Origin of the sequence: Synechocystis sp. FACHB-383 (assembly GCF_014698605.1) — a bacterium.
Classification (GTDB): Bacteria; Cyanobacteriota; Cyanobacteriia; order Cyanobacteriales; family Microcystaceae; genus Synechocystis; species Synechocystis salina.
The window spans coordinates 1-19,093 of the sequence record NZ_JACJTJ010000046.1 but is presented as its reverse complement, the minus strand read 5'-3'; the positions used below and the strand labels follow the sequence as shown (position 1 = coordinate 19,093).

Sequence of the window (19,093 nt, the reverse complement as noted above, 5' to 3'; positions counted from 1 at the left end):
AGCTCTGTTGCTCTGTTATGACCGAATCTTCTCCCTTAGTGCCATCTACGGCCCCTTCGACCCGCAAACTTTGGCTGGCGGCCATTAAGCCCCCCATGTACACGGTGGCAGTGGTGCCCATTACCGTTGGTTCAGCGGTGGCCTATGGCCTGACTGGGCAGTGGCAGGGCGATGTTTTTACCATCTTTTTGCTGTCGGCGATCGCCATTATTGCTTGGATCAACCTGAGCAATGATGTGTTTGACAGTGACACGGGCATTGATGTGCGTAAGGCCCATTCAGTGGTTAATTTGACCGGCAATCGCAATCTGGTTTTTTTAATTAGTAATTTTTTCTTGCTGGCCGGTGTGCTGGGGCTAATGAGCATGGGCTGGCTGGCCCAGGATTGGACAGTGTTGGAGTTAATTGGGGTGGCCATCTTTTTGGGCTACACCTACCAAGGGCCCCCTTTCCGCCTGGGCTACCTAGGTTTGGGGGAATTAATTTGTTTGATTACCTTTGGTCCCTTGGCGATCGCCGCCGCCTATTACTCCCAGACCCAAAGTTTTAGCTGGGATTTGCTTACCCCTAGCATTTTTGTGGGGCTTAGCACGGCCATTATTCTGTTCTGTTCCCACTTCCATCAGGTAGAAGATGACCTAGCCGCCGGTAAAAAATCCCCCATTGTTCGTTTAGGAACCAAGCTAGGCTCCCAGGTGTTAACTGTTTCCGTAATTAGTCTTTATTTGATCACGGCGATCGGAGTTTTGCTTAACCTTGCTCCTTGGCAAACCTTATTGGTAATGGCCAGTGTGCCCTTGGCCGGACAATTAATTCGCCATGTGGGGCAATACCACGACCAACCGGAGAAGGTCAGCAACTGTAAATTCATTGCTGTCAATCTACACTTTATCAGCGCCATTTTACTAGCCATGGGCTATATTTTAGCGGGTAAGAATTAAAGTTTATATAAATCAACAAATCTGATTAAAACCTATGAAAAAACAACTCTATGACACAGATTTTGTGAGCTGGACAGAAGAACAGGCTCGATATCTGCAACAACATGAGATGGAGAAGATTGACTGGCAAAATATTGAAGAGGAAATTATTGCTTTGGGTCGTAGTGAAAAACATGAGCTAGAAAATCGCTTGGAAGTTTTGCTGGAGCATCTACTCAAACGCGGCTATATCAATAGTGCCTATGATAATCGTGGCTGGGAAATCACGATCAAAGAACAACGGAAACAGATCCGACGGCTATTAAGGGACTCTCCTAGCCTCAAAAATTATGGCGAAGCATTGATTCCAGCCGTGTGGCAGGAAGCACTTGCCGATGTTCAAGATCTTTACCCGACGCTTTCCTTGCCTGAAGCCAATCCGTTTAGCGAAAGTTTAGACCAATTGTTAACGGTGACCTTTTGGTGAGCTGAAGTTAAAAAGTTTTTCAGCAACCTCCATTTCATTAGCCGTATGTTAACAGCGGTAGGTTATGGTCTGGCCAGTTCAGAATAAGGGATGTTGCCATGGGCAAGTTAGAATAAAAACCATTATGAGCAACGGTTTGTCCCCTACCCCCATCAATACCCCAGGCTGGTTAAACACCGGGGCCGCTAATTTATTGGTCAATGGCCATGATCCCCAAGATTTGGAACTGACCAATCAAAATTTGGCTGGACTAGTATTTCCCCATGGGGACCTCAGCCAAGTTACCCTGATCGGCTGTGATTTACGCTTTGCCAATCTGGAAGGGGCGGATTTAACGGATGCTAACTTGATCGCCGCCAGTCTGCACAAAAGTAATTTGCGCCGGGCTAACCTCTGTCGAGCTACGCTCAATCGCTGCAATTTGAGCGAGGCGGATCTAACTGAAAGTGATGCCAATGAAGCCCTTTTTTGTCAGGCCGTTTTTACCGAAGCGGAAGCCCACGGTTTAAGACTTTACCGAGCCAACCTTAGCCAAGCCCAATTAATGGGGGCCCATCTCCACCAAGCCTATGCCCCGGAAGCGGATTTTAGTGCGGTGGCGGCGATCGCCGTTGATTTGCGCTGGGCCAATTTGAGAAAGACTAATTTTCGGGGCGCAGATTTACGCTATGGCAATTTCCGGGGGGCAAATCTGACCCAGGCGGATTTTACCGGAGCCAACCTCAAGGGGGCCAATTTGCGGGGGGCCAATTTAGTGGGCACTAACCTGCAACAGGCGGATCTGAGCGATGTCAGCTGGTAGATGAAAAAATTCCCACCTCAACTTCCATAAAAATTAACCTTTGCAATACCGTCGTTTTGGCCGCACCGAGTTAAATTTATCCGTTTTTTCCCTGGGTACTATGCGGGGCCTGGGCGATCACCAGCAATTTGCAGCCACGGTGGCCAAGGGCTTGGGGGCGGGCATTAACCACATTGAAACGGCGGCGGCCTATGGAGAAAGTGAAACTTATTTAGGCCCATTGCTAAAAAGCTTCAACCGGGGGGAAATAAACCTCACCAGTAAAGTTTGTCCCACGGAAAATCCAGAACAATTTATCCAGGGCCTTTACCGTTCTCTGCAACGACTCCAGGTGGACTATTTAGACTGCTTTGCCATCCACGGCATTAACACTCCCCAGCATTGGCAATGGGTACAGCAACTTTGGCCAGTGATAGACAAGGCTCGACAACAGGGGAAATTTAAACATCTTGGTTTTTCCACCCACGGTAGTTTGCCCCTAGTGCAGGAAGTGATTGCTTCGGGGAAATTTGCCTTCGTTAACCTGCATTACTACTGGTTTAATCAACACCTCGCCCCGGCGATCGCCTCGGCCCACCAGCGGGATATGGGCATTTTCATCATTTCTCCCGCAGATAAGGGTGGTCAACTATACGCACCACCCCGGACTTTGCAAAACCTCTGCCACCCCTTTACTCCCCTGGGGTTAACCTACCGTTTTCTCCTGAGTGATCCCCGCATCACTACCCTTAGTATTGGCCCCGCCATACCTGAGGAATTGGACGAACCCCTATCCCTCGGCGATCGCCTGGAGCCCTTAAGTGAGCAAGAACAGGCAATTTTAGAGAATTTACGCCACCATCAACACCAGGCATTGGGCACCGCTGCTTGCCACCAATGTTATCAGTGCTTACCTTGCCCAGAAGAAATTAATATTCCCGAAATTTTACGTCTGCGTAATTTGGCCGTTGCCTTTGATATGGAAAATTTTGGTCAATATCGCTATCAAATGTTAGAAAATGCCGGGCACTGGTTTCCCGGTCGAAAAGGCGATCGGTGCACCGACTGTGGCGATTGTTTGCCCCGATGTCCCCATAATCTGGCGATTCCAGACCTGTTGCGGGATACCCACCAACGGTTGCGGGGTAAAAGCCGGCGTCGTTTATGGCAGGATTGATCATTAGGCTGGCAATTCAGCCCCTGTTTTTGTCTCCATCATCCATACCAATTAGGACCAAAGCCTATCGATACCATCTACGGCCAAGCCCAACGGCTCAAAACTAGTCAAATTAAGCAACTAAAACGCCTCTATCAACAACGTCTCCCCGGCGATCGCCTGCTGACGATGGAATTGGCCCAACGTTTAGGAGCCATCAGCCAGGAAATTAAACAGCCCGTTTCGGTGTACGTTAACCGGCGGGGACAAATTATCCGGGTGGGGGTGGGCACGCCCCGGCAAACCCAAATTCCGCCTTTGGAATTACCTCGTTATGGGGAAAAAAGACTATCCGGCATTCGTTGCCTCACCACGGATTTAAAGGGGGAAGCCCCCAAGGAATCTAGTTTAATTGCCATGGCCCTGCAAAGATTGGATGCCTTGGTGGTGCTCAGTGTTACTGGCCAGGGTTTTGCCAAACGGGGCGGCGGCGTAACTGGCTATGTGGATACGGGATATTTGGCCCATTTATTACCCCAAAGCAGTGACGATATGGGGGATAGGGTGGCCGATTGGGTAGTTTCCCCGGCGGTGGCCCTGGAAGATTTAGCAGAAGAAGCCATCCTGGATTTGGTGGAAAACCTAGAGGCAGAATTTGAACGAGAATTCATCGCCCGTCAGGTGGAAGCAGGGCAGGAAAGGGTACTGGTCATGGGACTTAAAACCAGTGAGTTGGATGACCAGAGCTTTGCCGAAGGTTTAACGGAGTTAGAACGACTAGTGGATTCCGCCGGGGCCCAGGTGCTCCAGGTAATGCAGCAAAATCGTAGTAAACCCCATCCCCAAACCGTAGTAGGGGAAGGCAAAGTGGAAGAATTGGCCTTGGCGGTGCAAACTACGGGGGCCAATCTAGTGGTTTTCGACCGGGATCTATCCGCTGCCCAGGTGCGCAACTTGGAACAACGCTGTGGAGTTCGGGTCATTGACCGCACCGAATTGATCTTGGATATTTTTGCCCAGCGGGCCCAATCCAGGGCTGGGAAATTACAGGTGGAATTGGCCCAGTTGGAATATCTGTTACCCAAACTAGTAGGCCGGGGTCAGGGTATGTCCCGGTTGGGGGGAGGCATCGGCACCAGGGGCCCAGGGGAAACCAAGCTGGAAACAGAACGGCGTACCATCCAAAGTCGCATTGCCAAGCTCCAAAAACAGGTTAACGAACTCCAGTCCCATCGCTCCCGGCTCCGGAATCAACGGCAACAACAGGCTGTCCCCACCGTGGCGATCGTCGGTTATACCAATGCGGGCAAATCTACTTTACTCAATGCCCTCACCCAGGCTGATATCTACGCCGCTGACCAACTGTTTGCCACCCTAGACCCCACCACCAGGCGTTTATCCCTATTTGACCCGGATAATCAAACCTACCAGCCAATTTTGCTCACGGATACGGTGGGTTTTATCCATCAATTGCCCGATGCTTTGGTGGATGCCTTTCGGGCCACTTTGGAAGAGGTGACAGAAGCAGATCTATTACTCCAGGTGGTGGATCTATCCGACCGGGCTTGGCGACGACAGATCGACTCGGTGGCCAATATTTTGGCGGAAATGCCCTTGGCCACGGCCCCTATGGTGATGGTGTTTAACAAAATTGACCAGGTGCCCAGTGAAGCTTTGGCAGAGGCCCAAGCAGATTATCCCCAGGCGATTTTTTTGGCGGCAGCCCAGGGGATTGGTTTGGAAACCCTGAAAAAACGTTTACTAGAGCAAATTCTGGCGGATTTGACTGATTAGTGTTTATTTTGCACTAATTCAATTTTGACATCCTGCAATGGTTTCAAAAGAGCAAGGATTCCTTACCAAGCCTCAACCCAAAAATAGGAGTTTATCAACGAATGGAGGTCAGCTTCAAACTGACTCACAACGGGCAGGAAGTCCAGCCAAAATCCGCTTTAGCACTCCTGCACTTTTCCTTCACCATGGCCCATTCCTGGAGGGTGAGGGGTTCCCACTGTACCTGAGCTTGAAAATGCTGTCGGGCTGAAGTGGTCAAAACCTCTAAAACCTGGGGCAAAGTTGGATAACCAGTTAACTCTGCCATGGTTTTTTGCCATGGGGCCGGTTGGCCGAAGACAAATTCAAACAAATGGCGATCGCCGTTCAAGATCATTTCTCCATGTTGCAGAAGGGCACTGGAAGTTTGCCGTTGGGCACTGCCAATTAATTTGTCCCCTGTGGAGCTGACTAAATCCGCCACCGTAGCGGTGCTAAAGCAACTAGCATTGTGGATATAACCCCGCCCCCCCTGGCCGTAGGTTAGGGGAAGCCCCAACTGGCCCCAACCTTGGATGAGAAATTGACAAATGTGCCGATAAATTTCCCCCCGTTTGCCCCCGGTTGCCCTCGTGACCACAGCATAGGTTAAACCCTTGTGATGTAACACCGCCCGGCCGCCACTGGGCCTACTCACCAAAGCCAGGGGTTGCCCTTGCCAAGTTAACTGCCGCCAATGGGCTGGGGGAGACTTTTGTGAATAACCCAAGGAAATGGTGGGGCGAGACCAACCGTAAAAGCGCAACACCGATCGCCCGGTGCGGGGAAAATAATCTTCCAATAACCATTGATCCAACGCCATCTGTAAATTGCCGGGGGCTTGGATGTAGGGCAATAAACGCCAGGGGGAAGACTGAGCGGAGGGAAAGGTGGCCAACGGGAAAGTTCTCCTGACAAAACTCCAAGCAAAATATGTTAATCTTAGGAACGCTAGGACAACACGCGGGTGTAGTTTAGTGGTAAAACCTTAGCCTTCCAAGCTAATGATAGGGGTTCGATTCCCCTCACCCGCTTTGGGTAATGGGTACAGCGGTCTCCGAAACTCGATAATTTTGATTGATAATCTCTGATCGTCCCTGATGTCCGTTGCGACACCCATCCTCGACCGTCATCCATGCTCCCTCGATAATTCCTCAGTTCTGCACGGTTATCTGTTGGGACAGCAGAGGGGTCTTGCCCCTGGCCAACGGTGCCTATGGAGCTTTACGGAAAACTTAGGCAAGATTGATCCCCTGGCGGTGTTTGGGGCCCTCAATGTTCAAGATCAAGTTCATTTTTACGGTGAAAACCCCCAGCGGGGGGAAACCATACTGGCTTTTGGCATTTGCCAGTCCCTGAGGATTTCCGGCAAGTATCGTTTTAGACTGGCCCAACAGTTTGCCGAGGACTGTTTCCAGCGTTTAGTGCCCATTGGCAATGCCCAAGGCCGGAGTCAGCGCCCCTATATTTTTTGTGGCTTTAGCTTTTTTGACCGCAGCTCCAACCGCAATCCCTTTGCTAATTCCTTTTTGTTTTTACCCCAAATCCAGGTGGTGAAAACGTCTCAGCATTGCCTATTAAGCTGGCAAGTTAGTCTGGATTGCAATACCGATATTATCGATTTGGTGGATTTTATCGGTGCAATGCTCAGCGCTATCCGTCGGGTGCAACCGGCCAGGGATAACCATACCGCTCCCATGCTGGCAAGGGCTCCCCGGCTGACGGCAATAGAAGTGGCTAAGCTTTCCACGGCGATCGCCTCTAGCTTGGAGGAAATTGCCCAGCAGAGATTAAGTAAGGTGGTGTTGGCAACGGCGTTGGATTTGGACTATGGTTGTCGGTTCAATACGGCCCATTGTTTACAAAAACTGCGGCAACAGTATGGAGATTGCCATTTATTTTCCTGGGGCAATGGCCAGGGAGACTGTTTTGTGGGGGCTAGCCCAGAAAGATTACTGAGTTTGCATAATCAACAGTTAGTCACCGATGCTCTGGCCGGTTCGGCCCCTAGGGCTGCGGATGTCCAAGGCGATCGCCAATTGGGGCAACAGTTATTGCACAATCCCAAGGAATTACGGGAACACCAAGCGGTGTTGGATTATCTGCTCCAGCGTCTACGGGCATTGGGCTTAAGCCCCCAGGCTTCTTCCTTGAAGTTGCTCAAATTAGCCAATATCCAGCATCTCTGGACCCAAATCCAAGCCCCCCTACCTCCCCACATCCATCCCCTGACCCTGGTGGAACAACTCCACCCCACCCCAGCGGTGGCCGGTGTCCCTGTGGCGATCGCCGAAGATTTAATTCGTCGCCATGAAACCTTTGACCGCAATCTCTATGCCGCTCCCCTGGGTTGGCTAGACAGCGAAGGCAATAGCGAATTTATTGTCGGTATTCGTTCCGCTCTCCTTTCTCGCAATCGAGCCAGACTATACGCCGGGGCTGGCATTGTGGCTGGTTCCGATCCCCTCAAGGAAGTGGCAGAAATTGAGCTTAAACTCCAAACCCTCTGGCGATCGCTGATTTGAGTGATGGTCTCGCAACACCATCAAGCCAAAATAGAATGGGAATAGTCCGCCGTTGCGTTTCGGTCTAAGGGGGAGAAACCGTTATGCGTCTCAATGCCAAAGCAAAGTCATTTTTAACCAAGGAAATCAATCGGGAAGCGGAATCCCTCGGTTTTGAGGTGCAAAAGGACATTGTCCTCAAACGTTTAAACCAATTGGCCCAGGAAAGGGGTAAACCCCTGGGGAAGGAAGATTTGGCTGGGCAGGTGACGGATATGTTCCCTACCATGGCCGATCAAACCCTAGCCAAGGCAGCAAAGTTAAATACGGCCCAGCAATGGCGGCTCTGGCTGACAGCCGGGGGAGTGGTGGGGGCCGGGTTGGTGGGTTTTATGGGCTTAATTTGGTTGGTGAATTTACCCTACCCGATGGTGCGGCGGCCGGTGGCTCGGGTGGCTCCCATGTTGCTTTTGCCCAGTTACCTGAGTATGGATAGGAATTACCGCGAGGCGATCGCCCATGGAGAACAGGCGGATCAGTTGGTGAATAATGCCACCAGCGCAGCGGATATTGAATTGGGGGCGGAAAAAGTGCGCCTCGCTCAACAAAATTTAGACCAGTTGCCCGTGTGGTTCCTTGGCTATGAGCCGGTGAAAGTTTGCCAATTTATGGGGGGCTGTTCTTGGAATTTTACCTTTGACGAATTTCAGCGGGCCCGGGCCGAGGTGGGGCGCATGGAAGCCAGGGTTTTTCAGGAAAAAAATGCCCTATCGGCCCTGACTACGGCGGAGCAGAATATCCAAGGAGCCAAAACTAGTTATGAACAGGCCACTACCCCCGAACAACGGCAAGGGGCGATCGCGAGTTGGCAAGGGGCCATCAATCAATTGACCCTAATCCCGGAAAAAACCTTGGCCGGGAGTCAAACCACCAATCGTTTGCGCAACTATGAACAGGAATTTCAACAGGTGGCGGGTTTAGTGGCGGGTACAAATCAAACCCAAACCATGGTGATGGCAGCCCAGCAATTTGCCCAGCGGGCCGATCAAACCATTGCCCAGGCCCCTCTAACGGTGAATCAATGGCAGGAGGTGCTTAATTTGTACCAAGAAGCCATCCAAAGATTGCAAATGGTGCAACCCCAAGATGCCCAATATTTGTCAGCCCAAACCTTTTTGGCGGAATATACGGAAACCCTTGGTAAAATTCGTATCAATTTAGCGGCGGAACAGGGAGCTATAGCCCAATTTGACCAAGCCCAAACTCAAATTCAAAACCTATTAACTAATCTGCCTCCCAGCAGTGATAGTCAAGGTCGCAACCGTATTAAGGGGGAAATTAGCCAAATTATTAATCAACTACAAAAGGTACAGCCAGGCACCACCGTTTATGACCAGGCCCAAACCCTAATTGACCAAGCCCAAAGTCGAGCCCAGCAACTTTAGTTGGAATTTTTAGGGAATTAAAACTGATTGGATAACCACAAATTCAGCACCGTAGCTAAAAGTTTTACCTTCCTATTGTTGGGAGGTATAGCTATGGGTTTGGCTACCGCTCCTTTAGGTTGGACTTACGCAGCTTGGTTTGGACAAATTCCCCTCTGGCTTTGGGTTTTTAGAGCTAATCCCACTAAGCTTAATTTTACCCAGCTCAGACAATTTTTAATTTCAAGGTTGATAACAGCTATCGCTTGGGGAGGAGGATTTTATGGCATCGCCTTATTCTGGATCACCGGAGTCCATCCCCTCACTTGGTTAGGAGTGCCTTGGTTAGCTAGCTTGGCGATCGCCGCTTTTTGTTGGTTGGCCATCACAGCTTGGGGCATTGTCCTGGTATGGGTTTGGTTATGGGCCATGGCGGTTTGGCGAGTTACCACATCCCGGACAACGATTAATCCTATTTTTAGAAATTTGTCCTTTATTCTTTGGGGCACCGCCAGTTGGTGTACTTTGGAAATCCTCTGGAGCCATTCCATTCTGTGGTGGAGTCCGGTGGCCTATACCCAAAGCCCCAGTCAGTTACATTTTTTGCAGTGGGGAGCCTTGGGTGGGCCGGCGTTATTAACCGCTTTTATTGTGGCCATTAATGGGCTGTTGGCTTTAGGTTTAATGGATTTTTTAGACGCTAAAACCTCTAACAACCATGGCCGTATTTGGCCTTATTTATTCCTGGCTATGGTGATCTGGCTTGGTTGTCAGGGGGGAGGGTGGTTACTTTACCAAAAACCCTTGGCAGATGTACCGGAACAAAGCATTAATGTGGGCATTATCCAAGGTAATATCCCCAATCAAATTAAGTTTAATAGTGAAGGTTGGCGCCTGGCGATCGCCGGTTATACAGAGGGCTATGAAAAACTGGCGGGGCAGGGAGTGGATATCGTACTTACACCGGAGGGAGCCTTACCCTATCTTTGGGAAACGGTGGTGGCCAGGAGTGGTTTTTACCAAGCTATTTTGCAAACCCAAGTGCCGGTGTGGTTGGGGGCCTATGGCACCAAGGGAGATGGTTACACCAATAGCCTCTTTACCATTGACAGCCAAGGACAATTACGGGGGCGCTACGATAAAGTTAAGCTGGTACCCTTGGGGGAATATATTCCACTTAGTAACGTTTTGGGGCAATTAATCCAACGGCTTTCCCCCCTCAAAGAGCAGTTACTCCCTGGCGATCGCCCCCAGGTTTTATCCACTCCCTTTGGCCCAGCGGCGGTGGTCATCTGCTACGAGTCTGCCTTTCCCCATCTGTTGCGGGCCCAGCTATTGCAGGGGGGAGAATTTATTCTTTCTAGCGCCAATAATGCCCATTACAGCGACACCATGGCCACCCAACACCATGCCCTGGATGTGATGCGAGCCATTGAAGGCGATCGATGGCTGGCCCGGGCCACCAACACCGGCCTTTCCGCCATCATTAATCCCCGGGGGGAGACCCTCTGGTTATCGGCCATGAACCAGTATCAAATCCATGCCGCCCCCATTTACCGTCGTCAGCATCTCAGCCCCTATAGCCGTTGGGGGGATTGGCTGGTGGTTTTATTATTAATTCTGTCGGCGATCGCCTGGTTTTATTCCCTGGGCACCAGGACTCATTTTTAAGGGGCTAAGGGGCTACCTAGGTTTTCCTGGCTCTTAAAGTGGAAACAGACAAGACGGCACCAATGGTGAAAACTAATCGCAACATTATGGAATTAATTTTATACAGCAAGCCCGGTTGCCATCTCTGTGAAGGATTAATGGAAAAATTAGCCCAAATTGACAGCCTGAACATTGAGCTAGAAGTCCGTGACATTACCACCAACGAACAATGGTGGGCCGCCTACCAATATGAAATTCCGGTGCTAGTGTGGCGATCGCCGACGGGGGAAATTACTTTGCCGAGGTTATCCCCCCGGGCCCCCGTCAGCCAATGGGAAAAGTTACTGCAACAATACGTTAAAGTCTGACTTGCTCCGGCAGTGGAAGGGGTAGGCTTAGATTGAACGCAACGGCGATCGTTCATGGCGCCCCCCAGCGACAACGGATGAATAATTGGTTTGGTAAAAAATTTTTAGCGACGGACATTCGGGCTCCCCATAATTTTACCGGGGTGCATTTAGCTCCTCCCCAGTGGTTGAAGCTAATTTTTTTGCTAGGGGCGGACTTTGGGGCCCTATTGTTAGCTTGGATTGCCGCCCATCGCCTCAATGATTTTTATTCCCCCCCCCCGCCCGAATTTGTTTGGTGGACGTGGTGGGGATTGCCAAGTTTATTTTGGTGTTACGCCGCCATTATTTTGCTTGTTTTTACCTACGCTGGTTTATACCGCCCCCAAACCCGTACCCAAAACTTTCTCGGCGTCATTAAACTGATCAGCTACGTTTTTCTCCTCACCCTGGTGGCGAAATATTTTTACGACCCGGCGATCGACCTGCCCCGTTCCCTATTTTTTTCGGCTTGGGGTACTAGCATTATTTTTGTCACCCTAGCCCGTTTTGTGACTAGCCTAGTCCTTAGTCCCCTGGAAAGTCGCCAAGCTATTCCCATTTTCCTCATCGCCACCTCCTACCGTATTCAGCACCTCACCGTCACCCTGGAGAGACGTTCCCAATACCGAGTGGTGGGGGTTGCCTTGGCCAGCACAGCCCATAGCCATCATACTTTGCAACAAATTTTGGCATCCGGGGCCCAGGAAGTTCTCGCCGAAGCCTTACCTGAAGCAGATTTAGCCTCTAGTTTGTACTGGCATTTACGGGGGGAAAACATTGCCCTCAGACTATTACCGTCCAGCCGGGATATGCTCTACCGCCGGGGCATGCCGGAAATTTTTGCTGGTCTACCCACGGTGCGGGTGGAAATTCCCTTGTTGGTGGGGTTAGATTACCGCCTCAAAAGAGCTTTGGACTACGGTGGGGCTTTATTGGGCATTGCCTTGCTTTCTCCCCTATTTTTGGCGATCGCCATGGCCATCAAATTATCCTCCCCAGGCCCGGCTTTTTTCCGTCAAGAACGGGTGGGGCTCCAGGGCAAAACTTTTCAAATGTGGAAATTTCGTACCATGGTGGTCGATGCTCCCCTGCTCCAGCAACATCTAGAAGCCGCCAACGAAAACGATGATGGCATCATGTTCAAGCTCAAACGGGACCCCCGCATTATTCCCCTCGGACATTTTTTGCGCCGCAGTAGCCTGGACGAAATTCCCCAACTATTCAATGTGGTAATGGGGCAAATGAGTTTAGTGGGCCCCAGACCTCTGCCTCTCAGGGATGTGGAAAGGTTTGATGCCTGGCACCATATTCGTCATCAGGTAATGCCTGGAGTGACAGGACTATGGCAAATTTCTGGGCGATCGGATATTGGCAGTTTTGACGACGTGGCCCGCCTAGACTTGTACTATATTGACAACTGGTCGTTAAACCTTGACTGGGACATTCTGGTGGAAACAGTCAGAATATTATTGTTTAGGAAGGGGGCTTATTAGAAAGAGTGTTAAAAGTAGTTTTATCAGCCCTAAAGTCTTCCTTGATGTAACCAGTTTCGATTAAGAAAGCTCGCAGAGCATCGGGGTAAGAATCGTATTTAACCTCTTTTAAGCAGTTACTTTGGTCATCGTATTCCAAGCAATTGCTTAATCCCCAATCAGAGTCACGGTCATAGTATTTGAGCATGGTCTGCCAGCCATCATCCAGTTCTCCGATCAGGGCTTTATTGGCCACATAGGCTGACAAAAACCCGTTCTTTTCCCAATCTTGCGCCATTATTTCTGGTAATTCTTTTTCCATGGACTCGGCATTTTCCCGGTGAATGAATTGAAAGCGGGGTTCAAAGGAAACATCCACTACTTCCCCATTTTCCAGGGCTAAAATCTGCGCTGGGGCGGCACTGCCCGCATAGGAAGAAAACAGGTAGAGAAATCGATTATCTATTTCCGGGTACTCGTACCAGCCATCCCCATTTAGATCGACGGCTTGGTGGGGACCGCCGTTAAAAAAGCCTAAGTCCTGCACTGACCATTCACTGCCATCCTGATTGCTAGTGATAATTTTGACGTCGTTGCAGCAATGGGCTCCGCCGGTATAGGTCGCAAAAATTACTGCAGGGTAAGGATTATCCCGATCCATATCGGCAATCTGCAGCAAAGCGATGGGCATGGGGGACTCTGAGCCTTCTAGGGTAGCCACGGTTTTATTTTTAAATTTAACGGTGACAGTGGGAAACCAACTTTCATAGCCATCATTTTTCTCTTGGCGGTAATTGATGGTGGCACTTAAATCTCCTTTGTTTACAGTCCCATTTAGTTTTTGCTCATCACTGTCGGGGTTAAATGTTTCAAAAATTGTAGTGTCTTGGTTTTGGGTTAGGTAGGTACGTTGGCGATCGCCACTTTCCACTTGACTGCTCTCTCCCACCGGGGGGAAGGAGGGGGTAACGGCAGAGGCGGATAGGGGCCAAACTGAAGCCAATGCTAGCCCCAGGGCACCAATGTAAAAACCTTGATATAGAGCCATAACTATCACCCCACAAAGATTGGACTGTTAGATTTTTGCCAATTTCCATTGTGGCAGGAATTTTTCGGGGCCATAACTTTTTTGCTTAGGCAGTAACTAAACTTAAAGCTTCCCCAGTGAGGCTAAAGGCCCGAGCTTCGGTAATTTTTACTGGTACCTTTTTGCCCAAAAGTTCGCCAATCTCTCCTTGGAAGAAAGTTAAGCGGTTGCCCCTGGTGCGTCCCATCACTTGCCCTGGACTCTTGAGGTTTTCCCCTTCCACCAACACTTCTTCCACTCGCCCCAGATAACGCTGGGAACGTTCCATGGCCTGGGTAGAAACCAAATGATTTAGCCTCTGTAGGCGATCGCCTTTCACTTCCTCGGATAACTGATTGTCCCAGAAGGCGGCGGGGGTGCCGGGGCGGGGAGAATAGGCAGCGGTGTTAAGCAGGTCAAAGCCCACCTCTTCAATGAGTTGGAGGGTATTTTCAAACTGGGCTTCCGTCTCTCCAGGAAACCCAACAATCACATCGGCACTAATGGCCGCATCGGGCATATAGCGACGAATTTTTTCAATAATTTGTAAATATTTTTCTCTGGTGTAGCCCCGTTTCATAGCTTTAAGAATTTCGTTATCCCCCGATTGGAAAGGAATATGGAAATGTTCACAGACCTTGGGTAACTCCTGACAGGCTTGAATTAACCGTTCGGTGAAATAACGGGGGTGACTGGTGGCAAACCTCAGGCGATCGATCCCCTCAATGTCATGGACATGGTAGAGCAAATCCGTCAGGGTATGGAGGTGGCGGCCCGAGGGAGTAGTGCCTGGTAAATCCCGGCCGTAGGCATCAATGTTTTGCCCCAGCAGGGTGACTTCCTTAAATCCCTGTTGGGCTAGGACTGTCATTTCCCCATAAATTGCCTCTGGGGTACGGGATTGTTCTACTCCCCGCACATTGGGCACCACACAATAACTACAGCGTTCATTACAACCGTAAATAATATTCACCCAGGCACTAACGGTACTTTCCCGCCGGGGTTTGGTGATGTCCTCCATAATGTGCAAGCTTTCCGTCGCCACCACCTGACTACCGGCCCACACCTGTTCTAGTAACTGATCTAATCGATTAGCGTGTTGGGGGCCCATTACTAAGTCCAACTCTGGCACCCGCCGCAATAACTGTTCTCCTTCCTGTTGGGCCACACAGCCCGCCACCACCAGGGTTAATTCTGGTTCCGTTTGTTTGCGTTTGGCCTGTCTTCCCAGGTAGGAGTAGACTTTTTGCTCGGCGTTGTCTCGGATAGAACAGGTATTGTAGAGGACTAAATCCGCCTGGTTGGGGTCATCGGTATAGGTCATGCCCAAATTGTCCAGAATGCCGGCCATCCTTTCCGAGTCCGCCTTATTCATCTGACAGCCAAAGGTAATAATGTGATAGCGACGGTGAGAAACATTCATGGGAAATAGGGCAAAGCAATGAACAGCACAATGTCTGATTATAGTTCCCCGTCTTAACCCCTGGCTGTCCCCCAACCTGATAAATTGGACAGATATCAGTGATAGACATTTACTCGGATTTAATATGAGAGCTCTGGTTATTGGCGGTGATGGTTACTGTGGTTGGGCCACGGCACTGTATCTCTCTAACAAAGGCTATGAAGTCGGTATCTTGGACAGCCTAGTCCGCCGCTATTGGGATGCCCAGCTAGGGGCAGAAACCCTAACCCCGATCGCCCCCATCCGGCAACGCCTTGATCGTTGGTATGAGTTGACCGGCAAAAAAATCGACCTGTTCATCGGCGACATTAACGACTATCCCTTTTTGACCAATTCCCTCCGCCAGTTCCAGCCCGATGCGGTGGTGCATTTTGGGGAACAACGGTCAGCCCCCTTTTCCATGATTGACCGGGAACATGCGGTGTTGACCCAGGCCAATAACGTGTTGGGCAATTTGAATCTGCTCTATGCACTGAAGGAAGATTTCCCCGATTGTCATTTGGTGAAACTAGGCACCATGGGGGAATACGGTACGCCCAATATTGACATCGAAGAGGGCTACATCACCATTGAGCATAAAGGTCGCAAAGACACCCTACCGTACCCCAAACAACCCGGTAGTTTCTATCACCTCAGTAAGGTCCACGATAGCCACAACATCCACTTTGCTTGCAAAATTTGGGGTCTGCGGGCTACTGATTTGAACCAGGGCATCGTTTACGGGGTGCTCACCGATGAGACCGGCATGGATGAAATGCTGATCAACCGTCTTGATTATGACGGTGTATTTGGTACGGCCCTGAATCGTTTTTGTATCCAGGCGGCCATTGGCCACCCCCTGACGGTGTACGGCAAAGGCGGCCAAACCCGTGGTTTGCTGGATATTCGGGATACGGTGCGCTGCATTGAACTGGCGATCGCCAACCCGGCCGATAAAGGTCAATTCCGGGTGTTTAACCAGTACACAGAACTATTCAGTGTCGGTGACCTGGCCCAGATGGTACAAAAAGCTGGCGCAGATCTCGGTCTGAAAGTGGAAATCGACCACTTGGAAAATCCCCGGGTGGAACTGGAAGAACATTACTTCAACGCCGTCAATACCAATCTGCTGGATCTGGGACTGCAACCCCACTTTCTGTCTGATTCTTTGCTTGATTCCCTGTTGAACTTTGCCACCAAGTACAAAGACCGGGTGGATCAAAAACATATTCTGCCGAAAGTTACCTGGCGTGGCTAGGTCTGGATGAAGGCTGCCCTCACTAGTTTGGTGGGGGTTTTCTTTAGCATTTTCTTGTCCAATACTTTCCCTGTCTGGTCATTCAGAAATGGCAACAAAAGTACGGGACATCATCAAATTGCTAGAATCAGATGGTTGGTTTTTGGTGAACACTGTTGGTAGTCATCGACAGTTTAAACATCCTACTAAAACTGGTAAAGTGACTGTCTCAGGAAAATTGAGTGATGATGTTCGCAAAGGAACCTGAGCCAGTATCCTCAAACAGGCAGGATTGAAATGATTGATCGATATCTTGTGGTCTTAGAAAAAAGTGGCACAGGCTTTTCTGCTTACTGTCCCGACGTGCCCGGCTGTATCGCCACCGGGGAAAACTTGGAAGAAACTACAGCACAAATGAAATCGGCTCTGGGGTTACATCTAGCAGATATGGATTCCTTGCCTCAACCAAGGGGGATTGAATCCTATTTGGAAGCCTTGCAGGATTCCGCTGGGGAAGAATTTTTCCTAACCCACATTGCCCCGGAAAAAATCTTAGTTAATTTTTAAATTTTTTATTGTTTCATTCTTAAAAACTATGGCTGATCCCCTTACTCCGGCTATCAGTGACCGCATTTGTAAGCACATGAATGAAGACCACGCCTCGGCGATCGCCCTTTATGCCCAGGTGTTTGGCCAACAGACTGACGTGACTACTGCCCAGATGCAGGCCATTGACCCTACGGGCATGGATTTAGTGGTGGAAAGCGATGGGGGTGCCAAAACCATCCGTATCGAATTTGAGCAACCCCTGAAGGATTCTGAAGATGCCCACCAAGTACTAATTGCCATGGCTAAACAGGCCCGGGGTGCTGGCAACAATAGCTAATTTCCCCGATAGATCCTGCCGTTGCCTGGACAACCGTTAAACATCAATGCCGGCCTCCGCTAGTAATGCCTTGAGGCGATCGTTTTCCGCTTCCGCCAACTCTGCCCGGAGTTTTTCCCGCTCAGCCCGTTGAGCCTCTTGCTCTGCTCGTTGGGATGCCTGCTCTGCCTGGGTTGCTAATTCTACCGTGGAGAGAAACGGTCGGCCGTCGGGATAATAAACCCGCAAAGTCTCGTCATCCAACTCGAATTTTATGCCCAGTAAGGGACTAGTCCAATGGGCCATCTCCTCAATAATGGTCAACTCTCCATCGATTCGTTGCAACCCAGTGAGTTCATTGTCATCCGGATCGTAAATATAGTACTCTTCGACGCCATGATGGTCATAGAATTTTAACTTTTTGGTCATTTCCTTGAGGGTATTGCCGGGGGATAAAATTTCAAACACCACCTGGGGCGGTTGGTTATTTTCCTGCCACTGACGGTAGGAACCGCGTTTTCCCTTCGGTCTGCCCAAAGCCACCATCACGTCCGGTGCCACACGAATTTCTGGATGCCCTTCCACCGGGTACCACAGCAGGTCTCCCCCCACAAATACCTCCGGGTTTTGGGCGAAGAGACATTCCAAATTTTCTTTGAGGAGGACAATCCACTCAAATTGTTCTGTGTTGTCGGCCATGGGCTGTCCATCGCTGTCGGGGTAAATGATTTCTCGGTCGAGGGCTACGGTCATGGGGTTAATCCTCGCAATTTTTTCTCCAGTCTAGACAATGCCTTGCCATGGTGAAATTTTGGCTGAGTGGGCTGAATGGCAATGGTGATGGCAAAGTTTGGGCTTTCAAGACTTTAACCATTTATCTTCGTCGGAACTATCCTTGGCGATCGCCAGGTAGCCGTAACCTTTGGGGGACTGGTCGATGATCAAAATTTCCTGGTTATGGTGGGGAATTACGGTGGCCCAATCCGGTAGGCTGACGCTCAAAGTTAGTAGGTTGCCAGCATTGTCGTAAACGTGGGCTTGGCCGATGGTGCCATTGGCTAGGTAGGGTAATTTTTTTGAGGTGACAGTGCCGGTGCAACCAATGACTCGCTCTGCACTGACATCTTGACTAAAGGTTTTAAATAAATTGGCGATCGGACGGGATGCCAGGCGACCAAGCCAAAGACTGATGGCCAGGGAAACCAGGAAAATTATCCCAGCCCAACCCAGCAATTCAGTAGGCATAGTGCCCGTTCCCGTAGCGACAGCCACATTGAGTATCCAGCCGATTAATCCCCAGAGGCTAAAATCGATGCCGAGGAGAATCATTAATGGTACTTTGCCCAAACCAAAAAATGAGAGTACTTGCAGAGCCATGGGCACCGCTTCCCCTTCTTCCATCGCTCCCCCCTGGTCAAGCTCCACATCCAAATGGGTGATGTCCACATCGGAGCCAGCTTCTAAGGACATTTCTACGTCCAGGTCTTCATCTCCATCACCGGAAATGATCATTAACCCCAGGCAGAGCACTCCCACCGCCAGCAGCAACCAGTAGGGCAAATTAGCTAAGTGGAAAAGCATAATGGTGGCATTCCTTGATATTAGCGATGGTTTTTGGGCAGACGCACCGGCGCCGGATTGAGGGGACAAAGGAGTTGGTTGAGGGTACGGAGTTGTTCCACTGTGCCCAGGCAAATGAGGGCATCGGCATCTAGTAAGTGAGTATCCCCCATGGGGCCCACAATTAATTTATGATCTTGGCGACGAATGGCCAGAATTATAGCTGATTTATTTAATTTTGAGACGTTTTGTCGGAGTTGTATGGTAACATATTGGAAGAATAACACAAGAATCCATAAATAAATCAGTCATGACTTACGATCTTGATT

General features: G+C 50.0%; 20 protein-coding genes and 1 tRNA gene. 15 read left to right on the top strand and 6 right to left on the bottom strand.

Features of this window, described 5'->3' with window-relative positions; genetic code table 11:
- The first annotated feature begins 17 nt into the window (after window positions 1–17).
- From menA to hflX, 5 genes are all read left to right on the top strand, one after another.
- The gene (menA, locus tag H6G45_RS14330) at window positions 18–941 is read left to right on the top strand and encodes a 2-carboxy-1,4-naphthoquinone phytyltransferase (protein WP_190599084.1); all 924 of its coding nucleotides are present in this window, start codon (window positions 18–20) and stop codon (window positions 939–941) included.
- Between the two features lie 34 nt (window positions 942–975).
- Complete coding sequence (locus H6G45_RS14325) at window positions 976–1,407, top strand: DUF29 domain-containing protein (RefSeq protein ID WP_190599083.1); 432 nt, start codon at window positions 976–978, stop codon at window positions 1,405–1,407.
- 64 nt (window positions 1,408–1,471) lie between these two features.
- Window positions 1,472–2,209: a pentapeptide repeat-containing protein gene (locus H6G45_RS14320; protein WP_190599082.1), complete on the top strand. Its 738-nt coding sequence runs from the start codon at window positions 1,472–1,474 to the stop codon at window positions 2,207–2,209.
- A gap of 100 nt (window positions 2,210–2,309) precedes the next feature.
- Complete coding sequence (locus H6G45_RS14315; protein WP_190599109.1) at window positions 2,310–3,365, top strand: aldo/keto reductase; 1,056 nt, start codon at window positions 2,310–2,312, stop codon at window positions 3,363–3,365.
- A 168-nt stretch (window positions 3,366–3,533) separates the two neighbouring features.
- Window positions 3,534–5,138, top strand: coding sequence for a GTPase HflX (gene hflX, locus H6G45_RS14310; RefSeq protein ID WP_190599081.1), 1,605 nt, complete (start codon window positions 3,534–3,536; stop codon window positions 5,136–5,138).
- Between the two features lie 124 nt (window positions 5,139–5,262).
- On the opposite strand, the gene H6G45_RS14305 is transcribed toward hflX, so the two are convergent.
- Entirely contained in the window at window positions 5,263–6,054 is a 792-nt protein-coding gene (locus H6G45_RS14305) for a biotin/lipoate A/B protein ligase family protein (RefSeq protein ID WP_242018183.1), read from the bottom strand.
- Window positions 6,055–6,119: 65 nt separating this feature from the next.
- On the opposite strand from H6G45_RS14305, the gene H6G45_RS14300 reads away from it, so the two are divergent.
- The 6 genes from H6G45_RS14300 to H6G45_RS14275 all read left to right on the top strand — a co-directional run bounded on the left by H6G45_RS14300 (window position 6,120) and on the right by H6G45_RS14275 (window position 12,616).
- Window positions 6,120–6,190: transfer RNA gene (locus H6G45_RS14300), tRNA-Gly, on the top strand.
- A 66-nt stretch (window positions 6,191–6,256) separates the two neighbouring features.
- Window positions 6,257–7,681, top strand: coding sequence for an isochorismate synthase (locus tag H6G45_RS14295; protein ID WP_190599080.1), 1,425 nt, complete (start codon window positions 6,257–6,259; stop codon window positions 7,679–7,681).
- An 83-nt stretch (window positions 7,682–7,764) separates the two neighbouring features.
- Window positions 7,765–9,105, top strand: coding sequence for a hypothetical protein (locus tag H6G45_RS14290; RefSeq protein WP_190599079.1), 1,341 nt, complete (start codon window positions 7,765–7,767; stop codon window positions 9,103–9,105).
- Between the two features lie 93 nt (window positions 9,106–9,198).
- Window positions 9,199–10,755: an apolipoprotein N-acyltransferase gene (gene lnt / locus H6G45_RS14285; protein WP_190599078.1), complete on the top strand. Its 1,557-nt coding sequence runs from the start codon at window positions 9,199–9,201 to the stop codon at window positions 10,753–10,755.
- Between the two features lie 65 nt (window positions 10,756–10,820).
- On the top strand, window positions 10,821–11,102 hold the full coding sequence (locus H6G45_RS14280; RefSeq protein WP_190599107.1) for a glutaredoxin family protein: 282 nt from the start codon (window positions 10,821–10,823) through the stop codon (window positions 11,100–11,102).
- 32 nt (window positions 11,103–11,134) lie between these two features.
- Window positions 11,135–12,616 (top strand): sugar transferase, encoded by a 1,482-nt coding sequence (locus tag H6G45_RS14275; protein WP_242018182.1) that lies wholly within the window; start codon window positions 11,135–11,137, stop codon window positions 12,614–12,616.
- Here the strand turns inward: H6G45_RS14275 and H6G45_RS14270 are convergent.
- Window positions 12,597–13,643: a hypothetical protein gene (locus tag H6G45_RS14270; protein ID WP_190599077.1), complete on the bottom strand. Its 1,047-nt coding sequence runs from the start codon at window positions 13,641–13,643 to the stop codon at window positions 12,597–12,599. The genes H6G45_RS14275 and H6G45_RS14270 overlap by 20 nt on opposite strands.
- Before the next feature lie 85 nt (window positions 13,644–13,728).
- Window positions 13,729–15,084, bottom strand: coding sequence for a tRNA (N6-isopentenyl adenosine(37)-C2)-methylthiotransferase MiaB (miaB, locus tag H6G45_RS14265; protein ID WP_190599076.1), 1,356 nt, complete (start codon window positions 15,082–15,084; stop codon window positions 13,729–13,731).
- Between the two features lie 124 nt (window positions 15,085–15,208).
- Between miaB and H6G45_RS14260 the strand changes: the two genes are divergently transcribed.
- The 4 genes from H6G45_RS14260 to H6G45_RS14245 all read left to right on the top strand — a co-directional run bounded on the left by H6G45_RS14260 (window position 15,209) and on the right by H6G45_RS14245 (window position 17,225).
- Window positions 15,209–16,360: an NAD-dependent epimerase/dehydratase family protein gene (locus H6G45_RS14260; RefSeq protein ID WP_190599075.1), complete on the top strand. Its 1,152-nt coding sequence runs from the start codon at window positions 15,209–15,211 to the stop codon at window positions 16,358–16,360.
- Window positions 16,361–16,448: 88 nt separating this feature from the next.
- Window positions 16,449–16,607 (top strand): type II toxin-antitoxin system HicA family toxin, encoded by a 159-nt coding sequence (locus tag H6G45_RS14255; protein ID WP_190599074.1) that lies wholly within the window; start codon window positions 16,449–16,451, stop codon window positions 16,605–16,607.
- 29 nt (window positions 16,608–16,636) lie between these two features.
- On the top strand, window positions 16,637–16,906 hold the full coding sequence (locus H6G45_RS14250) for a type II toxin-antitoxin system HicB family antitoxin (RefSeq protein WP_190599073.1): 270 nt from the start codon (window positions 16,637–16,639) through the stop codon (window positions 16,904–16,906).
- 28 nt (window positions 16,907–16,934) lie between these two features.
- Window positions 16,935–17,225, top strand: a complete 291-nt coding sequence (locus tag H6G45_RS14245) for a DUF2470 domain-containing protein (RefSeq protein WP_190599072.1) — start codon at window positions 16,935–16,937, stop codon at window positions 17,223–17,225.
- A 36-nt stretch (window positions 17,226–17,261) separates the two neighbouring features.
- On the opposite strand, the gene H6G45_RS14240 is transcribed toward H6G45_RS14245, so the two are convergent.
- The 3 genes from H6G45_RS14240 to H6G45_RS19880 all read right to left on the bottom strand — a co-directional run bounded on the left by H6G45_RS14240 (window position 17,262) and on the right by H6G45_RS19880 (window position 18,937).
- Window positions 17,262–17,957 carry a Uma2 family endonuclease gene (locus tag H6G45_RS14240; RefSeq protein ID WP_190599071.1) on the bottom strand — a complete coding sequence of 232 codons (696 nt, stop codon included), beginning with the start codon at window positions 17,955–17,957 and terminating at the stop codon, window positions 17,262–17,264.
- Window positions 17,958–18,062: 105 nt separating this feature from the next.
- Window positions 18,063–18,785 (bottom strand): OB-fold-containig protein, encoded by a 723-nt coding sequence (locus H6G45_RS14235; protein ID WP_190599070.1) that lies wholly within the window; start codon window positions 18,783–18,785, stop codon window positions 18,063–18,065.
- Window positions 18,786–18,805: 20 nt separating this feature from the next.
- The gene (locus tag H6G45_RS19880) at window positions 18,806–18,937 is read right to left on the bottom strand and encodes a hypothetical protein (protein WP_277922727.1); all 132 of its coding nucleotides are present in this window, start codon (window positions 18,935–18,937) and stop codon (window positions 18,806–18,808) included.
- Between the last annotated feature and the right edge of the window lie 156 nt (window positions 18,938–19,093).